This window comes from Haloferax gibbonsii, assembly GCF_001190965.1.
GTDB classification, from domain to species: domain Archaea; phylum Halobacteriota; class Halobacteria; order Halobacteriales; family Haloferacaceae; genus Haloferax; species Haloferax gibbonsii.
Map to the genome: position 1 here is coordinate 2,041,563 of NZ_CP011947.1, position 20,429 is coordinate 2,061,991.

Sequence of the window (20,429 nt, forward strand, 5' to 3'; positions counted from 1 at the left end):
ATTAAATTATAATCAAAATCAGCGCCCCTGTGATAAATGGACTTGTTGTGTGTCACCTCGATTTCGCACTGTAGCTGCCGAAGACTCGTGTTAAAGCGGAGAAACGCGTAGATCGAGAACAGCCACCGACGGAGCGCAATCTTCGAGTGAGCGAAGATCGTGCCTGTCTTGTCGTTGAACGTGCGGTCGCAATTCTTACAGAGATACCGTTGAAACTCTCTGTAGCTGCCGTTTCTGACCGTGCGGTCAGAACGGCAGCGGGGGCAGGTAACACTGTCACGCCAGCGAACCTGTTGCAGCAGGTCCGCTGCGACCGATTCCGACCCGAACACATCTAGCGGAATCATTCGTGTCGGGCACCGCTAACGCGGTGCCCTTGTCCTCTTCGACTCCACAGCGACCGCTCAGCAGTATCAACAATCTCCTACGGATGAGCGGCCAAGATAAAAGCCTCACACATGTAATTCTATAGGCCAATCTGGATGGTTATTTACAAATATCCCATGTCTTGTAAGCGCGATCGAGTGTCTCTGTCAATACCTTGATTGGCTGGTTCGATTTCAGATAATCCCTCCATGTGGTCATGGAGAATATCTTTTAATTGGTCCCCACGGGGACCCTGTATTTCATACTCATCCTCATCTGGATACCAAATTATCTTGCTTTCAGATGACTCCCAGGCTGCATACATCCGCTGAGGAGGGAGGTCATCCGAGAGTCTCGCAAGTTCCGTATCAGGTAGTGTTTCAGTTCCTTTGTCATGGTAGTGGACGAATGCTCTCTCATGAGACCCCCGAGTGAGATCCTGACTCTTTGTTTCTGGATGAGATATTCCAACCATTTCTAATATTGTAGAGTAAATGTCAATCAAAGAGACTGGACCATATGTATTGCTTTCATGAAGACGATCATCCGGGTCCCGGATCAAGAGTGGTACACGAATTAATGAATCATCAACAGAGCAGTGATGGCCGAATACTCCTCTTTCCCCGAAGCTATCGCCGTGATCGCCAAAGACAACCAAGATCGTATCGTCCCATTCTCCACGAGCTTTTAGTTCATCAACAACGCCTTTAACTAATTCATCGCAATATTCTAAGCACCCAAGATAGAGATTTTTGAAGGTTTCTACCTCACGATGTGGTGGCTGTATATTACCTGCTATAACTTCTCGCTTGGCAAGTCGACTTCCGTATATTCTACGATTCCAAACTGATTGGTTATATGCCAGTCCAATTAACGATCGATCGGTGTAGGACTTGTGATAAGGATGTGGTGCAGAGTATCCACCACTAAAATGGGCGTCATTGAAGTGGATGAACCAACAGAATGGATCGTCTCCCGTATCAGGATGGCTCTTGACATTTTGGAGTGTTTCAGCGCCACCTTGATCAACGTAATTGGGATTGGAGTGTCTAATCCATCTCCTGAGCGCATCTTGGAAAGAATATGCGTTTTCAGCGAGACTAAATGCCGAATTAGAGACTGATTGAAGCTTTTCCCCAAATTCTGCCAATTTGCTTTTGTCTGAACTTTTGTGAGTATTCTGGTTGTTTTTTGTTTCAAAGCCACGTAATATGTTTCCAGTATCAAGCCAACTATTATTATAGAATGCTGTTGTCTCATACCCGTTGTCTGCCAATAGCTCTGCGAATGTTGGATGATCTCCTAGTGCGTTACCTTCCCAGAATATTCCATGTTCGAGTGGAAAGAGTCCCGTGAAGACCGATGTATGGACTGGAAGAGTAAATACTGATGGACTTATTGCTTGTTCGAAAACAGTAGCCTCTGACGCAAGAGAGCTCAAAAATGGCATCGGTGACGCACCGGGATCATGTAAGGCACTAAAGTCTGCTCGCGCACTATCTATTGAGATACACACAATATTTGGATTTGACATTGATTTCTGACTAACCATGCTATAGTTATAATTTTACCGCTCAACTAATTACCTCGAGTCTTATTACATGAAAACATCTCTAAATTGAATAAAATGGTACTTTCTATCTAGACCAATTTGAGAAGCGAGAAGTTCGTAGACCTAGTGTTTTACTCAACCTAGAACACCTCACCAACATTCAAGCGTAGTTGTGTCTAAACTCTCGCTGAGCAGGTCTTCGACCAATATAGGAACTAGCTCTCGACCTATTCATACCTTAACTAGACAGTACCCTATCGCTATATTCAATCTTGACTTGGCTACCTAAGGGAAGAGCAATTGTATGGGCGAGCAAACGGCGACTCATTTCATCTCTCTGGGGTAACAAGAACTATACAGGATAACGACGCAGTACCCATCATGAAAGCAGTCGTCCTAGCCGGTGGTGAGGGGACCCGACTCCGTCCGCTTACTGAAGACAAACCGAAAGGAATGGTCGAGGTCAACGACAAACCAATCCTCACTCATTGTTTCGAACAACTCGCCGAACTCGGTGCTGACGAACTCGTCGTCGTCGTCGGCTACATGAAAGAGCGAATTATCGAACACTACGGAGACGAGTTCCAGGACCTCCCAATCACGTACGCCCACCAACGAGAGCAGAAGGGGCTCGCACACGCGCTGTTAACCGTCGAAGAGCACATCGACGACGACTTCATGCTGATGCTTGGCGACAACATCTTCAACGCCAACCTCTCGGATGTCGTCAACCGTCAGCAGGAACAGCGTGCTGACGCAGCGTTCCTCGTCGAAGAAGTCCCGTGGGAGAAGGCCAGCCGATACGGCGTCTGTGACACGAACAAATACGGCGAGATTACTGACGTTGTCGAGAAACCCGACGACCCACCGTCGAATCTCGTGATGACGGGCTTCTACACGTTCACGCCCGAAATCTTCCACGCTTGTCACCTCGTACAGCCGTCGAACCGCAACGAGTACGAGATTAGTGAGGCGATCGACCTGCTCATCCACAGCGGACGCACAATCGACGCAATCAGACTCGATGGCTGGCGGCTTGATATCGGCTACCCCGAAGACCGCGACGAAGCTGAAGAGCGACTGAACGGCGAAGTCGCCGAAGCACAGTAAGCGAAAGCAGATCCACTCTTGGCTGTCGTATCTGTCTCTCCGCTTTCTCCGAGTATTTGATATGACCTGCGTGGGACACACGGAGTAATGGAACTCTCTGTCATCGGGAGCGGCTATGTCGGAACCACAATCGCCGCGTGTTTCGCAGATCTCGGTCACACCGTCGTCAACGTCGATATTGACACCGAGATCGTTGATGCGATCAACCGTGGCGAACCACCGATTCACGAGGACGGACTCTCTGAACTAATCGCCGCACACGCAGGTGAAGACGGTACAGGTCGACTGCGAGCGACGACGGACTACTCCGAAGTCCTCGAGACCGACGTTACCTTCCTCTGTCTCCCAACGCCACAGAAAGACGATGGCGAAATTGATCTCTCAATCATGGAGGCCGGTGCAGAACAACTCGGCGAGACACTCACCCAGAAATCCGACTGGCACACAGTCGTCGTGAAGAGTACCGTCGTCCCAGGGACGACTGAGGAAGTCATCACACCGCTACTCGAAGAAACGAGCGGAAAGGCCGAAGGCGAACAGCTGGGAATTGGGATGAATCCCGAGTTCCTCCGTGAAGGAACTGCAGTCCACGACTTCCGCCACCCCGAAAAGGTCGTCCTCGGTGCGGACAACGACCGAACGCTCGAAGATATGCACGAGGTGTTTGCACCGCTCATTGCCGAAGCCGACCCGCACGTCGTCGAGACAAACAGCCGAACGGCGGAGATGATCAAGTACGCCAACAACGGCTTCCTGGCGACCAAGGTCTCGCTGATCAACGATATCGGAAACATCTGCAAAGAGTTCGGTGTCGATGCCTACGAGGTTGCGGACGCGATCGGTCTTGATGACCGTATTGGGGAGCAGTTCCTACGAAGTGGACTTGGTTGGGGTGGCAGTTGCTTCCCAAAAGACACCAACGCAATCATTCACGCGGCCAAGCAGCAGGGCTACACGCCAGCCGTGCTCGAAGCCGCGGTTGAGGTGAACGACACCCAGCCCGAACGACTGTTGTCGTTACTCGACCAGCATGTTGATGTGGCCGACCAGAAAGTGGCTGTTCTCGGGTTAGCGTTCAAACCAGGGACGGACGACATTCGGAACTCACGTGCAATCTCTGTAATTGAGGGCCTCAAGAACCGAGGCGCATCCATCACCGCGTACGACCCCGTCGCGGCGGCCAACATGCGTGAACGGTTCCCTGATATCGAGTATGCAGACTCCGCTGTTGATGCGCTTTCTGATGCCTCTGCGTGTGTCGTGTGTACTGACTGGGACGAGTTCGCGGTGTTAGACCAAGAATTCGATCAGATGGAACAGCAGGTCGTCGTCGACGGCAGACACGTTATCGATGCGTCGGACGACCTCACGTATGAAGGATTGACTTGGTAAGACCAGAGGTCAAGTAGGGTATCCTAACCGAAAGGGAATTTACCCGCCGTGAAGATGACACGAATAATGGATGTGGCATTTGTCAGCAATGTGGTATTTCCGTTCGTGACTGGTGGCGCAGAAAAACGCATCCACGAAATCGCCACCCGTCTCGCAGACAACGGCCACGACGTAACCATCTACGGTCGCCACTTCTGGGACGGCCCGAAAGAAACCACCCACGAGGGCGTTACCCTCCGTGCGGTCGCGCCCGAAACGGAACTCTACACCGACGACCGTCGCTCGATCACGGAAGCACTCGACTTCGCCGCCCGACTCGCCTACCCACTCGCCAAACGCCTCCACAACGAAAACCACGACCTCGTCGTCGCCTCTGTCTTTCCCTATTTCCCCGTCCTTTCCTCGAAGCTCGCGGCCCTCGGCACCGACGTGCCTGTCGTCACGACCTGGCACGAAGTGTGGGGCGATTACTGGGACGACTACCTCGGCATGCTCGCGCCCTTTGGCAAATTCACCGAACACCTCACCGTCCGCGTGCCGCAACACCCCATCGCCGTCTCGGGTATCACCGCCGACCGCCTCGCCGATATCGGCCGCGACAGAGACACCATCGAGGTCGTCCCGAACGGCATCGACGTTGATCAGATTCGCAACGCGCCGCTCCCCGAGGACGGTGACTCGTTTGACGTGCTGTTCGCCGGGCGACTCATCGCCGACAAGAACGTCTCCATCCTTCTCGATGCGTTCGACCGCGTGGCCGACGACTATGACGACGTGACGCTCGGCATCGTCGGCGACGGCCCGGAGGTCGACCGTCTCAAGCAACAGGCGAGCACGTTGGATCACGCCGACCGCGTGAGTATGCTGGGCTTCCTCGACGAATACGAGGACGTGTTGGGTCAGATGCGCGCTGCGGACGTGTTCGCATCCCCGTCGACGCGAGAAGGATTCGGCATCACCTACGCCGAAGCGATGGCCGCCGACTGTACGGTCATCGGCGTCCAGCATCCCGAGTCTGCGGCGAGTGAGGTCATCGGTGACGCGGGCTATCTCGCCGAACCGACTGTGGATTCAGTCGCCGAGTCGTTAGACCGAGCACTCGCCGGTGAGACGCCACCGACTGAACCGACCAAACGCGCAGAAAAATACGATTGGGATAGCGTCGCCGACCAGGCCGAAGCGGCGTATCGTCGGGCAGTTGACGGCAGTTGGTAGGCGTCAGTTTCCCTCGAGAGACACACCGCAGTCGTGAACACTTATCGGCTAACCTCCAAAGTAACATCTAATGTCCAACCCTCCACGTCGCCGGATTGTTGGTATTCTCGTCTTGCTGGGGTGTCTGTTTGGACTCGTGGTCTGGTTTGGGTCACTCGCTCCTGCACCCGAAGTGGGCGCATACCCCGGCTCGGAAGAATTGGGTACGGACTACGACGCGTGGGTCGGCGACCAGGTGAGTCTCACAGGTACGGTCACCGATACGGACCCACTCACGATTAACGCCAAGTACGGGGCTGGCGAACAGGTCCGTCTTCGCGTTACCAACGCCGCTGTCGATGCACAACTGGGTGACAGTCTCTCAGTATATGGTGTCGCCGAACCAGCTCAGACAATCCGTTCGTTGAACGCCTACACCGTCCCGCCGGCGAACTATCTATACATGTACGCAGTTTCGTTCCTCGCTGGTCTGTGGGTGCTTGGTAGAATCGTCCGGTCGTGGCGTCTCGACGAAACATGGTCGCTCGTGCCTCGAGAGACACCACTCGGGATTCGTGACATCGTCCCCCGACCAAATCATACGGAGGACCGCGATGCCTGATCTACTCGCACACGCTCTGATCGCATACACGATTGCCACGGTCGCCTCGTGGCGCTACGAGTGGATTACGCGTCCGTACGTCACCGTTGCGATGGCCGGGGCGTTCATCCCAGACATGACTAAAGTCATGTTACTAATTCCAAGCGCACGAGTCGAACAATTGCTTGGCATTCCGTTTGACTGGATTGGTCTTCACACAACTGGTGCTGCCTTGTGTTCGGTTTTCATTGGGGTTCTGCTTGTCTCTGAGTCGGAGCGCCGCCGTGTCTTTGTACTCCTCTCAGCAGGTGCTGCATCGCACCTCATCGCGGACGCCTTTCTGTTGAAACCGACTGGACTGTCGTATCCACTCTTCTGGCCGCTCACGCGACTCCATCCACCGACTCTGGGACTGTACCTGAGTACGGATATCGAACCGTCCATCGTCTTCGGTGCAATCGCACTCATCGTCTATATCATCACTCAATTACAGACAGATCGAGCGTCTTCATAATTCGGCCCCTTCGTCTGCGCCTGTTGTATCGCTCCGTCAGTTACCCTCCACTCCGACCCACGAATTGAGGTGACACACACGACACTGTCGAGGGTGAGAGTACAGTGAGTTGAGTCGATGCTGTATGGCGAACAGCATGCGAAATGTACTCTCTCACTCAGAACTCGATGGTCCACGTGAGACGGGATAGAGTACATTTCGCATGCTTTCGTTCGTGGTTGAAAGCGCAAGACAGCATAGGGGAGAGCATACGAAATGAACTCTCTGAGTCGGCCGTCAGTTCAACTTATTATTCTTCAGGGACGGTGTGACACGGTCCGTGACTGTGTCTACCGAAGATACCGATGCAGACGAGTATACAGATACATCCCGCCGAAGACGACGCCGACGAGTACCACAAGCCCAGTCACGTGCGTTTCGGACACACCAGTACGGAACGGAGGTGTTTGGAGGGAGACGCCAGACCACAGTGGAGGGACTGAGAACACAGTTCGTGTCGACTGTCCAGTTAGGTAGTGATTGTGTCTGTCGCATCATTGTGACCGTGTCGTCGAATGAGTCACGCCGAGAAGTACGATTGGGGCAGCGTCGCTGACTAGCCAGACGTGCTGAGCGGGCAACTCGACCGTCCACATCACTTGGTAACGGGGACAACAGCGGGAGTGGGGTATAACAACCATATGTTCGGTACACCGATTCGCAGTATTCGACACTCGCCAGTCCATCACGAGGTGCCTTCCCCTGCGACTCTAAATGTGAATGTTAGCCGTCTAAAAACAGAAATAGTCAGAAACTATACTACTTATTTTTGGCTAAGTATCTCATTTAGAGGGTTTGAAGACCATGATTTCAACAGGACTAACTAAACACATCATATATAAAGAATACTCAAGAATCAGTAGCTGTGTGGCAAAATATCGGTTGCTCAGAGCGTGTTTGAGACTCGATCTACCCCTGCCGACAGTCGTGAATCTCGATCCGTTCTGGTAGCCCCACCACGCCACACGCAGGACACGCCACGAGCGTCGTCGGTAGCTCCTGGCAAGACTCCAACGCGGCGTGCAGATGCGCTTGCACGTCGGGCTCGGTCGTTCGCGTCAGCGCTTGGGTGAGGTGCATCTGTAACTCTTCGTGGGCGCTCATACGCGAGGGGCCTCCTTGCGCTCTGAATCTACTCGGAGCCCGAGGTGTGCAAGCTGGCCCATCGAGGCCCAGCCACGCTTCTGGGAGACGAACGCCTGCCACTCACGAAGCGGCCGGCCATCGAGTGGCTGGTAGTGATCGAGCGTCCGACCGTCAAAGACGACAACGGCGTCGGCCGGGCGGTAGTAGTGGTGTGTGAAGCCCTCGGTGTCGACACCAAGCGTGAACGAGTGTGCGAGGGCGTTGGTGAGTTGGTCGGCTAGCGATACGGTACGCTCTTGTGTCGCGGTGTGCGTAGTTGACATTGGTCTTCTAGGATCATTCGGAAGACCGGTCCCGCGTGTTCCAGCACGCGGGCATTCTCATACCTTAGAGGGACCTGTCTTCCTTACCAATTGCTACGTGGCAATAGGCTATAAACCTTCCCAATTGCCACCTAGCAATAGGATTATCAGCTGTGGATTAAACAGACCAGCATGGACCGCGAACGAGACGACCAAGGGCGATATTCGACACAGATCACACCAGAACGGGTGCTTACGGTTCTGTCTGAAGCAGACACACCAGTATTGACTGCAAAACAAGTTGCAGACGCTCTCGGATGCTCTAGTGAGGCAGCTCGGCAGAAACTGCAGGCACTCCACGAAGATGGCGACGTAGGAAAGATGAGCGTTGGTGCCCGTGCAGTTGTGTGGTGGAACGCGGAGTAGCTAGTCTTCGATCTCTTCTGGCTCTATGTCTCCCTGTAAGTATCTCTGCCCAACCTCAGAGACCTCGTAATAGCCACCACTCCCAACCTCCTGTACTAACCCGTGCTTCTCGAGTTCACTCAATCGAAGACGTACGGTCGAATACCCAATCTCGTGTCCGTGCCGATTGAGATTTCGGTAGAGCGGCTTTGGCGGGAGTTCCAAATTATGCTCCGCGAGAAACTCGAGTAGTAGCCCATCCTTCAGTGACATCCATTCTGGGCGTGGTCGCATTTTCCCTAGCAGGTTGTTCCGCTACAATAGTACGGCCGATGAGTGAACAGATTATTCTACAAATGCTATAATAGTAGCGTAAATATGCTAAGCATTATAATACCCGAGAGTCTATTCGCGGTAACAATCGCTCTCGGGATACTGTCCTCGCAGAAAGGACCCGTGCTGAAGACACGGACCCCGGGCGGTTGGTTGGACCAAACCGCATGTCTCCGAACACACCACCCACGCAAAAAGGTCTCGTCGCACAGCCACCCCACACGGAGGGCCACGAATGACCTCCATCGAGGATCTCGCCGCCAGAATCGACGAACTCGAAGAGCGTGTCGACGAACTCGAAGCTGACACCCAACAACTCGAAGCAACCGTCGAAGCCCAAGCAAACACGATCGCGTCCCAACGCGAGGAACTCACGGACTACGAAACCCGCACCGAAGAACTCGAAGCCCAACTCGACGCAGCAACCGACCACCGCAAGCATCTCCAACAGCGTCTCTACGCCGTCGAATCACGAGATACCTCCACCGACGAAACCACCACAACCTCGCCACTCCAACAGCTTATCCGACTCCCCTCGAAAGCGCGCTCGAAACTCACCGCCAACCAAGAACGCGCTCGCTTCATCGCCAAAGACATCAGGGAGTACGCTACGAGCGTCCCCGCAGGCTTCGCACTCGACTCGAGTACCATCCGTACCGTCCTCCACGCAAAGGAAGGCCGAACGCCCCACACCCAAACCGTCAGTCGCGTCATGGACTTTCTCGACGACCTCGGCAAAGAAGGCGTGAAGATCGTGAAACGCCGCGGGACCAAACGCGTCATCTTCTCTGAACACGCGGTCTCGGAACTCACAGAGACAGCACCGTCATCGGGGAAGAGTAGCATCACGGACGTTGTGATCGGGTGGCGCTAGCGAGCGTGTGATCAACGGCCGATAGTCGGGACGCACTCCACGGGTCGTCGACACCCACCGCGGGGACAGACGCCTACACTAGCAGCAGCACTCGGAAAAGCCCCTCCGTGGACACGGGTAGTGTGAGTGAATGAAACGAGTTCGAGGCTCCGACCCAACTGAGACAAATCACAACGGGTGTGATGAGAATCGAAGCTGGCCACCCTGCCGTAATACCCAACTATGCGCCGCGAGTGGACTCGCTCACGATGTCGGTCGAATCGTACGGTCCCACTCGTCCAGACCCGCTGACTCGATTCATGGCCGCCTGCCAGGGTGCTGGGATTGCCTCCATCGCATCTCCAACGGTCGGGAGCGCGTCGATCCTCGCCGTGAGTGCAGCCACCCACTGGACGCCGGGTGAGCTAGTGGTTGGGAATGAAAATCTCCTGTTGTTGCTGTTCGTGTGTGCAATCGCGGTCGGCTTCATCGCGGGGTCGTACTGGCCGGTGGTCGATGGCCTCCCACAGAGACGCGAACACGAACTGTACTGGGTTCGAAAGCGCTTCACCATGTGTCTCTTTGGCGGCCTCGGGTGTTACGGCGTGTTCTCGCTCATGTTCGTCGTGACAGTCACAGACCTACTCCAGAATATGGTCGGCCTTGGCGCGGCGATTCTCGTGTGTACCTATCTGTATGCGTACTCCACGGACCGACGTGGGGTGCGGTGAGCAGCTGAAGCCACGGGCCAAGACTCCACGAGAACCGAACGATCGGGACGCCCAGCTTCTGCCCGTTCGAATCGCGCATTGCTTTGTCAGGGATTGCGAACTCGGTGAGAGTCACTGCTGTGGTCGCTACCGTCATCGACTGGATGACGTATCTTCTTGTCATTATGGAAAGTAGCCATTACATTTATGTTGTTGAATATACACTTTTTTCGTATGGTAAACAGTCCGGTGCGTGCGTATTCGGCGCTGCTCGTCGTCGTCGCGGCGGCGATCAGCGGCGCTGTCATCCTCTCGGGATTCGTCGCAATCGACTTCGTGCTCGACACGGTTACGGTGTGGGGCTATATGGCCGCGGTCGGCGTGATGATCGTCTGTGCGGTCATCAGTTGGCTGACCGACCTGCCCGGAATCCTGTCGAGCGAGTTCGGAAGCGGGGGACAGTGAAATGTCGCGGTGGCTCCCGCCGACGTACAGTTTCTTGCTGTTCGTCGTTCCGGCGCTCCTGCTGGCGGTTGTGCCGCCGTTCTTCAGTGCGGGAACTTCCCCCTCGGTCGGTGAGTTAGTGGTCGTTCCTGCGGTCATCACCGTCTTCGCGAACGTCGGATACGTCGTTCGAGGTGAGTCGCCCTCCGACAACGTGGTTGACGAGCGCGACGTGCGGAACATCGACCGTGCTCTCAGTACGACCGGGGGTGTCATGCTCGCGTCGCTAGTCGGCCTGTTCGCGTCGTACGCTCTCAGTACCCAGCAAGTCCCGAGCGCAGTCACCTTCCTCGCGGTCGCAGGTCTCGGGACGGTGTTCTGTGTCCTCGGCGCGACCGAACTCCGACAGCGCGTCTGACATCGATGGAAAACGACATCCGAGTAAAGCGAGCGGAAGAACGCATCACTCAAGCGGAGCTGGCGACTGCGGTCGGCGTCAGCCGACAGACCATCTACGCCATCGAACACTCGCGGTACGACCCGTCGCTCAAACTCGCGTTCAAGCTCGCGCGCTATTTCGATTGTTCCGTCGAAGAGCTGTTTTCACCGGAGTTTGACGGATGAGCGCACGGTTACGGAGAAGTATGGAGAACCCTCCGTTGGTTAGTGCGGGGAGGATGTCAGTGCGTCGCTTTCGGCTGGTCGACTGGGGTCGAATCTGCCTTGAGTTCGCGATACGTCTGCGTCGCCCAACCAATCGCCGAGGTCGTATCGTTGAACAGCACGCCCGTCGCTCCGGCCTTCGAGTACGACACAAGCGCGCACGTCCGATTCGCTCTCTCATCGAAAACGAGCAGTCCGAACGGCAGCGAGGCCGCCGTTTCGTGGAGGCGAACACGTGAGGTCCGAAGCGCGCGTTGGTACTCGTCGGGATACGTCGTCCGCAGGCACTGATGTGCCTGTGGAGGCACGACTAGTTCGACGTCGGCCTCTCGGCGCGTGGCGTGCTCGTTGCATACTTCGACATACTGCTGTAACACGACCGGAGTGTAACCCCGTAGTGACTCCGCCTCGCGCATCCTGTCCAGGAGGTGCTGCAGTGGCTTGTCTGGAACGTGTGGTTCCGTGGACACGAGCGTCGCCCCGTCGTACATCGGTAGCTCGCCGTTCGCGCCCGATGGAACTGCCGACCCGAGGGAGTATGCTTCAGTCACGGCATCGAGGCACCGCCGAGTCCGTTTGCACAGTCGATACACCGGCCGACCGAACTCCGTCAACTGGTAGCCGCTCGACGGGTCGCGGACGACCATCGACGCCGCTTCGAGTTCACCGATTGCCCGATCTACCGTCGAACGAGAGACCTCGAGTGTCGCCTCTAATTCCGGCTTGGATAATGCGCGATCCGAAAGCGACTCTAAGACGTTCCACCGGCGGGTGACGAGGTCGATTATCTCTTCGGTGGCTGGAGACGGCATCACCGACGAGTTTTGACCTACATAACTTGACATTTCTGTTGACTGAAATCTGGATTACAGTCACCAGTTCTGAACTGCACCGTCTCCGCAGAGCGTGACGTATTCGTGCAACTACTGTGTCGCTGTGTCACCCCGTACGCAGCTACTGCAGTGGATGCGACTCTCCAACGGTCCATGAAGCAATGGGTGCCCCGGCCATGGTGTCGATTGGGTAACACGATGACCCACGCTAACGACAACGAACACGACAGTAACGAACAGGAGACAAGCGGACTCAACCGACGCAGTTTCGTTCGGCGCGCCGGCGCGGTTGGAACGGGGCTCGCGTTGTCCCCTGTCGCCGCTGGGAACGTCGTCGCTTCCGAGAACATCAGCATTCTCGATGGCAAAGATGAGAGGAAAGTGGCAAACCGGTTGGCGAAGACCGCCGAGTTCGACCGCCTCGAAGCGAAGGCGAAGTCCCGCGACGGGACGGTGTCTCGCGGCAAGTCGGTCACCGTCGGCGAAGTCGAGATCGCCGCCGACGATGCGCCGGACGGCAAGAAGATTCACCGGTACGTCGTCGAGTACCCGGTCAAGCACCCGAATCCTAATGCCGAAGCTGCCGTCGTACTCGCCGAAGACGCCACGTCAGATTCGCTCATTCTGAGTGTTCTTGATTACACGCACAAGACGAAAGACGGATTCACCACTCGTATCGAGCGATTCGACGCCGGCGCTGGTGAACAGACGGTGTCCGCCGCAAACAACACTGATGGCTTGGCGTCTACCGAGCTTAACCTCGATGCCGATGCGACTCGGCGGGCCGTCAACAACGTCGACACGAACGCCGTTATCGACGAGATTTACGACGGCTTCACCACGGGGAGTGACCTGACGAACCTCGCGTGGGACCTCCTCGACGACGACGTCGACATCGACGGCTGTTACGCTTGTGGGTTCGCCGTCGGTCTCACCTGTAGCGTCGGCTGTGCGGCAACCGGTGCGTTCATCTGCGGGCTAACCGGGATCGCAGTCCCCATCGCTGGTCTGACCTGTGTCGGCTTCGTCGGTATCATCTGCGACGTGGCCGACGCCCTCTCCGGATGCGGTGAAGCCGTCGCCGAAGAGGTCTGTGTTGACCGGACAAACTGGTGCTGAGTAGGAGCGGTGACATCCGTGTCTCTATCCCACATCACGCACGGCCTCGGTGACCGACTGCGTCGAGACGAGTACACTGGATCGAACCGATGTTGGGCCTGTACGGTAGTGAACGTTGGTCTCTCGGTACTCGTCGCGGTCGCCTTGATACCGCTGTCCGGTGTCGCGGCCCTTGTGGCGTTGACTGGGGCGCTCGCGACGGTGTACTTTCGAGGGTACCTCGTTCCGGGCACGCCGGCACTAACAAAGCGTTACCTGCCGTCACGGCTCCTCGCGTGGTTCGGCAAGCAGCCGCTGTTGACGTCACGCGACGAGAGTACCGACGCGTGGCTCCTCTCGCAGGGGCTTTTACGCGAGTCCTCGGATGGAGACTTCGCTCTCGACCCGGAGTTCAAAGCGTCGCTGGCCGCGGTTGACCCGCCGCAGTCGCCATCGGCTTCGCTCGCACGCGACGTCCTCGAACTCCCGTCGACCGACGGTTCGTTCACCAGCCAGCAGGGTCGCTACACGCTTTCCGATGACAGCGACCCTATCGCAGCGTGGCCGTCACCGCTTGCGCTTGACGCAGACCTTCGGGCGAAAGCGGTCCTCTCGGAACGGTATACCGGGTGGAGCGAACGCCCGCCGGACGAAATCGCCGCCCTCCTTCGGAGCGTCCGCGCAACGGTTGACCGCTGCCTTCGGTGTGACGAACCGACCGAATACGAGCAGGTGACTCACGAGACGTGTTGTGCGTCCGTGACCGTCGAGCGACTCATTTGCCCACAGTGTGACGAAGCGCTGGTGGAACTGCGTCGCTAAAACACACTCCCGCGAAAGTCTCTGTTAGTCGTCGAGATACGGCTGACAAACCCGCTCGACACCCTCTTCGAACGACACCTGGGGTTCCCACCCGGTCGCCTCGTGGATCTTCGAGTAGTCTGCTTTCGTGTCGTGGACGTACACCTCGAAGGGGTTCTCCACATACTCAGGCTCGACATCCGTCCCGAGGACCTCATTAATCATCTCGACCATCTCGTTGAACGAGTAGCTCTCGGCAGTCCCGAGGTTGTAGATGCCCTGGAGTCGCTCATCCGCGGCGAGTTCGATCCCCCGAACGATATCGTCCACATGGGTGAAGTCACGCGTCTGGGAGCCGTCGCCGAACAGCTCCGGGGACTCGCCGTTCGCGATTTTGTCGGTGAACTGCGCGACCGTATTCGCGAACTCGCCTTTGTGTTCTTCTGCGCCGCCGAAGCCCTGGTACACCGAGAAGAAACGCATGCCCGCGAGTTGCATGTCGTAGTGGTGGTGGAAGTACTCCGCGTAGCGCTCACGGCCTAACTTCGACGCTTCGTAGCCCGTCCGAGATTCGACGGGCATGTCTTCCGGCGAGGGCTCGGTCCGCGAGCCATAGATCGACGACGTGGTCGCGTACACGACCGTGTCGCAGCCGTCTTTCCGGGCCTGTTCGACCGTGTTGACGAAGCCTTCGATGTTGACACGGGCACCCTTCGTCGGGTTCTCCTCGTGCATCTTGTACGACGACAGCGCCGCCAGATGAAACACTACGTCGACGCCCTCGGTCGGGAGGTCGTCGTCGAGGACCGTCATGTCGTGGAACTCCACGTCATCATCCAGATTCTCGGGCGTTCCGAGATAGAGGTCGTCGATTGCAATGACGTCGTTATCCTCCGCAAGATGATTTGCGAGATTCGAACCGATGAAGCCGGCCCCGCCAGTAACGAGGACTCGTTTGCCGTCCATACGTGGGTGCTTTCGCCAAGTGACAAGAACCTATCGTCAATCTGGTGTGAGTCAGACGATGTTCGTTCACCCGTGGGAACCAGACTCATTAACTAATCAACATATTTTCAGTCCCACCCACGAACTCGTTTCCATGCAACACTCCACTCGCCGGAACGTCCTTCGTGCGTGCGGCATTGCCGCGCTCAGTTCGCTCGCTGGGTGTTCGGCCCTCCAACCCGACGCGCAGGACGAAGCGCCCACTTACGAGCGGCTCGACGTAACGCCGGTGTACGTCGCCGATGGACTGGACCTCTCGATGCCTACAGCAATCGAGACGGTGAACGCACCGCACAACGCCGACTTACTCGTCCTCCCCGACGACACGAACACGAACGCCACGCAGGCGGTCGAGTGGCTGACCGACGACCGAGTGCTGGCACTCCTCGGGGAGAACGCTGAAACAACGTGGCTGTCGTGGGCTCGAAGCGACGCGTTCAACGACGTGTTCAACACGCAGGGATACAGCGAGAGCGAACCACCCTCATCACTCGTCGTCGGTGCAAAAGTCGGCCTCACTACCACGACCTCTCGGTACTCCTGGGGGAGCGAACCAAGCACTCGCGACGTTCTCGAAGCACTCGACGACTCACTCGTTGCGATTGAAAAGCGGACGCCGACAGGGTGACGCGGCTGTCCCCCACACCTCGCACCGAGTGACAGACAGCCGAGACACCCATCGTATTGTCTGAGTGACACGCCTTCCGGCGAGTTACTGTAAATTCGTAGTCAATATCCTCGAATCGTTGGAAGACCGGCACAGTCGAGAACCAGCGTTGACTTAAACAGGAGTCATATTCAACCCGAAATTTGAGACGCCATGACGGAAGACATCGTGACGAATGGTAGAAAATAACACACCAATAAAACGGTTCATCGACGAACTTGACTTCACCATCTTCGGGATTGGATTCTCGGTATCGCTGCTCGCGATTGTCGTGTTCTTCACCAACCCGACTGCATCTGCAAACGCCATGGGGCAGATCAATACGTTCCTCTGGACGGAGTATATGTGGGTTTACATCGGAACGATGTTCCTGATGGTCATGTTCAGCCTCTGGCTGATGGTTGGTCCGTGGGGACGAATCAAACTCGGCAAACCAGACGAAGACCCCGAGTTTGGGTTGCTGTCGTACTTTGCGATGATGTTCTCAGCAGGCATTGCAGCAGGGATCGTTTTCTGGGGCCCTGCAGAGGCGTTGAGTCACTACCAGACGGTGCCGCCACTCATCGGGGGCGAATCCCAATCGGCGACCGCGGCAGTCGGGGCAATTCAGTACACCCTCTTTCATTGGGGGATCTCGTACTGGGTTCCGTACCTCATCGTTGCACTCCCGATTGCGTACTACGCGTTCCGGAAGGATGCTCCGATGCGAGTTTCGACGCTTATCGCGCCATTCGTCGGCGTCGACAAGCTTGACGGCGTTCTAGCGAAGGGAATCGATATACTGGCGGTGTTCGCGACGATTGGTGGTATTGCAACCACGCTTGGATTCGTCGGGGAGCAGTTCCTCACTGGGCTGACGTACAACTTCGGCGTCTCGATCGGTGATACCGGGACCGTACTGGTAATTACGGGGCTGACGGTTGCGTTCACCGCCTCGGTTGCACTCGGCGTCAAGAAGGGTATTGCCCGAATTTCACGGTTCAATATGGGCGTCTTCGCCGTCCTGACGGTCATGACGTTCCTTTTGGGGCCAACCAACTATATCATGAATACTGGGCTCCAGGCGATGGGACGCTACTTCGTTGGATTCCTCGAGATGTCGTTGTACACCAACGCGACGGGATCTGGCGAGTGGGTCGGCAACTGGACTGTCTTTTACTGGGCATGGGTATTCTCGTGGGCACCATTTGGTGGGCTTTTCGTGGCCCGGATCTCACGTGGGCGGACGATCAGGCAAGTCGTCGCCACAGCACTCGTGGGCTCAACCGTTGCGACCACGCCGTGGTTCCTCACGATGGGTGGGAGTGCTATTTTCTTCGAACGGCAGAACATCGCACCGATGCTCGAGATGGTTGCTGAACACGGCGTTGCCGTCTCCGGCTTCCCGTTGTTCGGCTCGTTGCCATTTGGTGGCGTGCTTTCGGCCGTGTTTCTGTTCCTCGTTGTCACCTTCTTCATCACTTCTGCAGACTCCTCGACACTCGCCCTCGGGATGCTCACGACAGGTGGGAAGCAGCACCCCTCGACTGTCAACCGCGTCATCTGGGGTGCCCTCATGGGAGGGCTCGCGTCGCTCCTCATCGTCGGTGGCGGTATCGACGCGCTCCGCTCGTCGGCAATCATCACTGGATTCCCATTTGCACTCATTTCTGTCATCGCCATCGCTGGCATGCTCCGGGAATTCCATCAGGTTGAGCCACTCCTCTCCGGCACGAGCGACTCGACGGGTGCCGAGCCAGCGAGTTCGCCGAACCGGGCTGGGTCGAGCATCGACGACGACTAACTGGCATTCCCCATGCGTGGGAAGCCCTGACGTTTACGCCGGGGAGGGTGTCACACTTCACCGCGAACGAGGTCGAATCACGCTTTGACGTCAGCCGACAGACGGCGTACAATGCAATCGAGGAGCTGGAAGCAGACGGTCTCATCGTCGAAGCAACCGGAAAACAGCGCAACCAGGAGTACAAAGCAGTCGACGTCTTCGATATCCTCGAACGCTCGACGGTGTGAGGGCCTCCACACGACTGCAGTCGTGGGCGTTCTCCTCGAATCGCCGTAAGTCCAGGTCTCAGGTCGTCACGGACATCGGCTCGTCGTCCACACTATCCTCGTCCGGCCTGATCCGGCGCCCATAGATGAGCAACCAGAGAATCAGCAACACTTCACCGACGAAGGTGAACGCAGCAACCTCGAAGGTGTAGCCAGCGAACAGCACCCGCCCGAAACTATCTACCACGTAGCCAATCCCAGCGAGAATGAGGAGCATCCCTAACACCTTCGGCACGTAGCCCGAAGGGTACGACTGGACAGCCGCAGACTTGTACAGCAGATAACCGACCAACACCAGATGGAGGCCGACCAGAATCAGTGCACCGTCCCAGATGTTGTAGAACGCCTCGATGCTCAGCAGTGCCTGAGTGGCCTGTTGCTCCGTGGTGAATCCAGTCCCGGTTGCACCCAGTAGCTGCGGGACGCTCATGAGTTGACTGATTGCAACGACGAAGATGCCAGCGAAGACAGCTCTAAACCATCCCGAGAGGAGCGCGACGCCAGCGTGTACCGGCTTGAATACGGTGTACAACGCCCACGCGACGGTCAGATCGAGTACGGCGACCGCGAAGAGCGCCGCGATACCGAGTCGGAACGTGCCTTCGGCACCCAGGATAGCGGTCGCCGTTCCGGTAGCGTCCCCCCGTGTAACGAGCCCGTCTAACACGACGAAGTTCGCGAAGACGGCGAGGACAGTCATCAGCAAGAGTGCGAGTCCAGCAATCACGCTCGCTCGCCCGACAGATGTCTCGGTTGTGGACGGTCGCTGATACTCGACGCTCCGCTCCTGATCTGGGGTAACAGCTGCTCCAGCCATTCGCCTCTAGAGGTGTCGAACCAGCATAACGGTGCTCTAGAATGTCCGTAATCGCGGGTCAGGCAGAGGTGACGACTCGCGGTGAACCTCACGTCCTGCTTCCCGGCGAATCGCTGACCATCGCACCCGGTGAGCCCCACAGTATCCGAAACGGCGGCGTCGATACCCTCGTCGTTCGGACGACGCTCCGCCCACCAGGCGAGTTCGAAGCCGCAATTCGGGCGCTCTACGAGGCCGGGGCGGGAGGGAAACCGGATGTGTTCGCGGTGGCGGCAGTCCTTTCTCATCACCGTTCGGACGTGCGTCTCGCGGGCGTCCCGTGGCTGGTTCAGCGACCACTCCTGCGTTTGCTCGCCGGCATCGCCACGATGCTCGGTCGAAATCCACTCACGTAGTCCGCTGCCCAATCGAAGGCCATCGCTGGTGATGCGTGCGTTCACCCACGGTCGACGACGACGGGTACCTCCGCACTACCTCGGGGGTGTCTGGCTGGTGGAGAGAGTCGTACTCGATACGGCTATCTCCTCTGGCGGTAATGTCTCTGCGGCAGATAACGTATGGTAGCAACGACGGGTCAAGCAGTAGAGGGTATCGAGCAGTCGCCTACGGTGGGCCGCTGGAACTATCTGACGGTCGGCGGCCTCGCTGCGCTGATCGAGGCGGCCATCTACGTGGCCGGAATCGCGTACTTCCTCGTCATCCTTGATTTCGCGAGCGTCACCGGTGCGCTCCAACAGGTCGAACTGTTCGTCGCGAACGAGACGAGTCTGTCCGCGATGTACCTGCTCATCTACGTGGTCTTCGGCATCGTGCTGGTGGCACTCGTTCTGGCGCTCCACGAGCGCCTCGCGGCCGGTGCACCGATGTTGATGCGAGCGACGACCGCGTTTGGACTCATCTGGGCCGGGCTCGTCATCGCCAGCGGGATGGTCGCCACCCTCGCGACGGGCGTCGTCGTCAACCTCTACAGTACCGACCCGACGCAGGCGACCACGGTCTGGCTGGCGGTCAGCCCGGTCATCGACGGGCTGGGCGGTGGCAACGAGATCGTGGGCGGCCTCTGGACGCTGCTCGTGAGTGTGGTCGCACTCCGGACGCGAGCGCTCCACCGTCTGGTGAACTATTTCGGGCTCGTAGTCGGGGCTGCAGGCATCCTCTCGGCGATTCCAGCGCTCGGTGAGATCGGCGGTGGCATCTTCGGTCTCACCCAGATCGTTTGGTTCGTCGCGCTCGGCGTCCTCCTGTTACGCGCAGGTCGCCACGAGGCGTCTGCGTACCTTCGGGAGGAATAACTCGAATCCCGTACCGTGCGTTCTCATCCATCCACGGCGCTTCGATCACCGTGGAGGAGTCGCCGTCGTCAGCGCCGAGTGTACTGAGTGAAACGGTGGTGTCGTATATCGGGTCCGTCCCATCCAGCACCTCCACTATGAGCTTGATTGCTTCGTCGACGGCGTTGTCTGTGAAGACACCGTCGAGTCGGTAGTTGACGAAGGGTTCTTCGACCGTTTCGAGGGTGCCACACCCGGAAAGAGATGATATCCCGACTGCAGAAGCAGTTCCAAGGAAGGCGCGGCGGTTCATACTGTTCGATC

The 20,429-nt window shown here is 57.1% G+C and carries 24 protein-coding genes and 1 pseudogene; 18 read left to right on the forward strand and 7 right to left on the reverse strand.

The genetic code is table 11. The features are described from left to right. Nucleotides 1-26: 26 nt before the first annotated feature. Both ABY42_RS10425 and ABY42_RS19000 read right to left on the reverse strand, forming a co-directional pair. Nucleotides 27-347: pseudogene (locus ABY42_RS10425) on the reverse strand (transposase); the annotation flags it as partial. A gap of 143 nt (nt 348-490) precedes the next feature. Continuing rightward, the gene (locus tag ABY42_RS19000) at nt 491-1,918 is read right to left on the reverse strand and encodes a sulfatase (RefSeq protein WP_082220662.1); all 1,428 of its coding nucleotides are present in this window, start codon (nt 1,916-1,918) and stop codon (nt 491-493) included. Nucleotides 1,919-2,299: 381 nt separating this feature from the next. Between ABY42_RS19000 and aglF the strand changes: the two genes are divergently transcribed. The 5 genes from aglF to ABY42_RS10445 all read left to right on the forward strand — a co-directional run bounded on the left by aglF (nt 2,300) and on the right by ABY42_RS10445 (nt 6,729). Next, the gene (gene aglF, locus ABY42_RS10430) at nt 2,300-3,028 is read left to right on the forward strand and encodes a UTP--glucose-1-phosphate uridylyltransferase AglF (protein ID WP_050459410.1); all 729 of its coding nucleotides are present in this window, start codon (nt 2,300-2,302) and stop codon (nt 3,026-3,028) included. Between the two features lie 87 nt (nt 3,029-3,115). Further along, on the forward strand, nt 3,116-4,420 hold the full coding sequence (gene aglM / locus ABY42_RS10435; RefSeq protein ID WP_050459412.1) for a UDP-glucose 6-dehydrogenase AglM: 1,305 nt from the start codon (nt 3,116-3,118) through the stop codon (nt 4,418-4,420). Nucleotides 4,421-4,486: 66 nt separating this feature from the next. Next, entirely contained in the window at nt 4,487-5,635 is a 1,149-nt protein-coding gene (locus ABY42_RS10440) for a glycosyltransferase family 4 protein (RefSeq protein WP_050459413.1), read from the forward strand. A gap of 70 nt (nt 5,636-5,705) precedes the next feature. Continuing rightward, nucleotides 5,706-6,236, forward strand: a complete 531-nt coding sequence (locus tag ABY42_RS19005) for a hypothetical protein (protein WP_231608266.1) — start codon at nt 5,706-5,708, stop codon at nt 6,234-6,236. Continuing rightward, nucleotides 6,229-6,729, forward strand: a complete 501-nt coding sequence (locus ABY42_RS10445) for a metal-dependent hydrolase (protein ID WP_050459414.1) — start codon at nt 6,229-6,231, stop codon at nt 6,727-6,729. The genes ABY42_RS19005 and ABY42_RS10445 overlap by 8 nt, the downstream gene beginning before the upstream one ends. Before the next feature lie 1,139 nt (nt 6,730-7,868). Here the strand turns inward: ABY42_RS10445 and ABY42_RS10455 are convergent. Further along, a complete protein-coding gene (locus ABY42_RS10455; protein ID WP_050459417.1) occupies nt 7,869-8,177 on the reverse strand; it encodes a hypothetical protein in 309 nt (102 codons plus the stop codon). A 171-nt stretch (nt 8,178-8,348) separates the two neighbouring features. On the opposite strand from ABY42_RS10455, the gene ABY42_RS19010 reads away from it, so the two are divergent. Beyond that, nucleotides 8,349-8,582 (forward strand): HTH domain-containing protein, encoded by a 234-nt coding sequence (locus ABY42_RS19010; RefSeq protein ID WP_082220663.1) that lies wholly within the window; start codon nt 8,349-8,351, stop codon nt 8,580-8,582. Here the strand turns inward: ABY42_RS19010 and ABY42_RS19015 are convergent, their stop codons facing one another. Beyond that, nucleotides 8,583-8,834 (reverse strand): winged-helix domain-containing protein, encoded by a 252-nt coding sequence (locus ABY42_RS19015; RefSeq protein WP_082220691.1) that lies wholly within the window; start codon nt 8,832-8,834, stop codon nt 8,583-8,585. A 295-nt stretch (nt 8,835-9,129) separates the two neighbouring features. On the opposite strand from ABY42_RS19015, the gene ABY42_RS10460 reads away from it, so the two are divergent. The 5 genes from ABY42_RS10460 (at nt 9,130) to ABY42_RS10480 (ending at nt 11,525) form a co-directional block, all read left to right on the forward strand. Continuing rightward, entirely contained in the window at nt 9,130-9,768 is a 639-nt protein-coding gene (locus ABY42_RS10460) for a hypothetical protein (RefSeq protein WP_050459418.1), read from the forward strand. 299 nt (nt 9,769-10,067) lie between these two features. Further along, nucleotides 10,068-10,478, forward strand: a complete 411-nt coding sequence (locus tag ABY42_RS10465) for a hypothetical protein (protein ID WP_050459927.1) — start codon at nt 10,068-10,070, stop codon at nt 10,476-10,478. Between the two features lie 213 nt (nt 10,479-10,691). After that, nucleotides 10,692-10,922 carry a hypothetical protein gene (locus ABY42_RS10470; RefSeq protein WP_049905132.1) on the forward strand — a complete coding sequence of 77 codons (231 nt, stop codon included), beginning with the start codon at nt 10,692-10,694 and terminating at the stop codon, nt 10,920-10,922. A 1-nt stretch (nt 10,923) separates the two neighbouring features. Then, the gene (locus tag ABY42_RS10475; protein WP_050459419.1) at nt 10,924-11,319 is read left to right on the forward strand and encodes a hypothetical protein; all 396 of its coding nucleotides are present in this window, start codon (nt 10,924-10,926) and stop codon (nt 11,317-11,319) included. Between the two features lie 5 nt (nt 11,320-11,324). Next, nucleotides 11,325-11,525, forward strand: a complete 201-nt coding sequence (locus ABY42_RS10480; protein WP_004975852.1) for a helix-turn-helix transcriptional regulator — start codon at nt 11,325-11,327, stop codon at nt 11,523-11,525. A gap of 56 nt (nt 11,526-11,581) precedes the next feature. Here ABY42_RS10480 and ABY42_RS10485 read toward each other — a convergent pair whose 3' ends face one another. After that, nucleotides 11,582-12,376 carry a helix-turn-helix transcriptional regulator gene (locus tag ABY42_RS10485; protein ID WP_004975850.1) on the reverse strand — a complete coding sequence of 265 codons (795 nt, stop codon included), beginning with the start codon at nt 12,374-12,376 and terminating at the stop codon, nt 11,582-11,584. 219 nt (nt 12,377-12,595) lie between these two features. Between ABY42_RS10485 and ABY42_RS10490 the strand changes: the two genes are divergently transcribed. Both ABY42_RS10490 and ABY42_RS10495 read left to right on the forward strand, forming a co-directional pair. Next, on the forward strand, nt 12,596-13,516 hold the full coding sequence (locus tag ABY42_RS10490; RefSeq protein WP_004975848.1) for a halocin C8-like domain-containing protein: 921 nt from the start codon (nt 12,596-12,598) through the stop codon (nt 13,514-13,516). Between the two features lie 108 nt (nt 13,517-13,624). Next, complete coding sequence (locus tag ABY42_RS10495; RefSeq protein WP_004975845.1) at nt 13,625-14,317, forward strand: hypothetical protein; 693 nt, start codon at nt 13,625-13,627, stop codon at nt 14,315-14,317. Nucleotides 14,318-14,341: 24 nt separating this feature from the next. On the opposite strand, the gene ABY42_RS10500 is transcribed toward ABY42_RS10495, so the two are convergent. Next, nucleotides 14,342-15,262, reverse strand: a complete 921-nt coding sequence (locus ABY42_RS10500; RefSeq protein ID WP_004975843.1) for an NAD-dependent epimerase/dehydratase family protein — start codon at nt 15,260-15,262, stop codon at nt 14,342-14,344. A 133-nt stretch (nt 15,263-15,395) separates the two neighbouring features. On the opposite strand from ABY42_RS10500, the gene ABY42_RS10505 reads away from it, so the two are divergent. The 3 genes from ABY42_RS10505 (at nt 15,396) to ABY42_RS10515 (ending at nt 17,978) form a co-directional block, all read left to right on the forward strand. Next, complete coding sequence (locus tag ABY42_RS10505) at nt 15,396-15,929, forward strand: hypothetical protein (protein ID WP_050459420.1); 534 nt, start codon at nt 15,396-15,398, stop codon at nt 15,927-15,929. A 214-nt stretch (nt 15,930-16,143) separates the two neighbouring features. Next, nucleotides 16,144-17,751, forward strand: a complete 1,608-nt coding sequence (locus ABY42_RS10510) for a BCCT family transporter (RefSeq protein WP_050459421.1) — start codon at nt 16,144-16,146, stop codon at nt 17,749-17,751. Nucleotides 17,752-17,798: 47 nt separating this feature from the next. Further along, on the forward strand, nt 17,799-17,978 hold the full coding sequence (locus tag ABY42_RS10515) for a helix-turn-helix domain-containing protein (protein ID WP_004975833.1): 180 nt from the start codon (nt 17,799-17,801) through the stop codon (nt 17,976-17,978). A gap of 58 nt (nt 17,979-18,036) precedes the next feature. Here ABY42_RS10515 and ABY42_RS10520 read toward each other — a convergent pair whose 3' ends face one another. Continuing rightward, a complete protein-coding gene (locus tag ABY42_RS10520) occupies nt 18,037-18,834 on the reverse strand; it encodes a DUF4386 domain-containing protein (RefSeq protein WP_050459422.1) in 798 nt (265 codons plus the stop codon). A 41-nt stretch (nt 18,835-18,875) separates the two neighbouring features. Between ABY42_RS10520 and ABY42_RS19020 the strand changes: the two genes are divergently transcribed. Next, the gene (locus ABY42_RS19020; protein WP_082220664.1) at nt 18,876-19,229 is read left to right on the forward strand and encodes a cupin domain-containing protein; all 354 of its coding nucleotides are present in this window, start codon (nt 18,876-18,878) and stop codon (nt 19,227-19,229) included. 162 nt (nt 19,230-19,391) lie between these two features. Beyond that, complete coding sequence (locus ABY42_RS10525; protein ID WP_231608267.1) at nt 19,392-20,126, forward strand: hypothetical protein; 735 nt, start codon at nt 19,392-19,394, stop codon at nt 20,124-20,126. Nucleotides 20,127-20,429 lie beyond the last annotated feature (303 nt).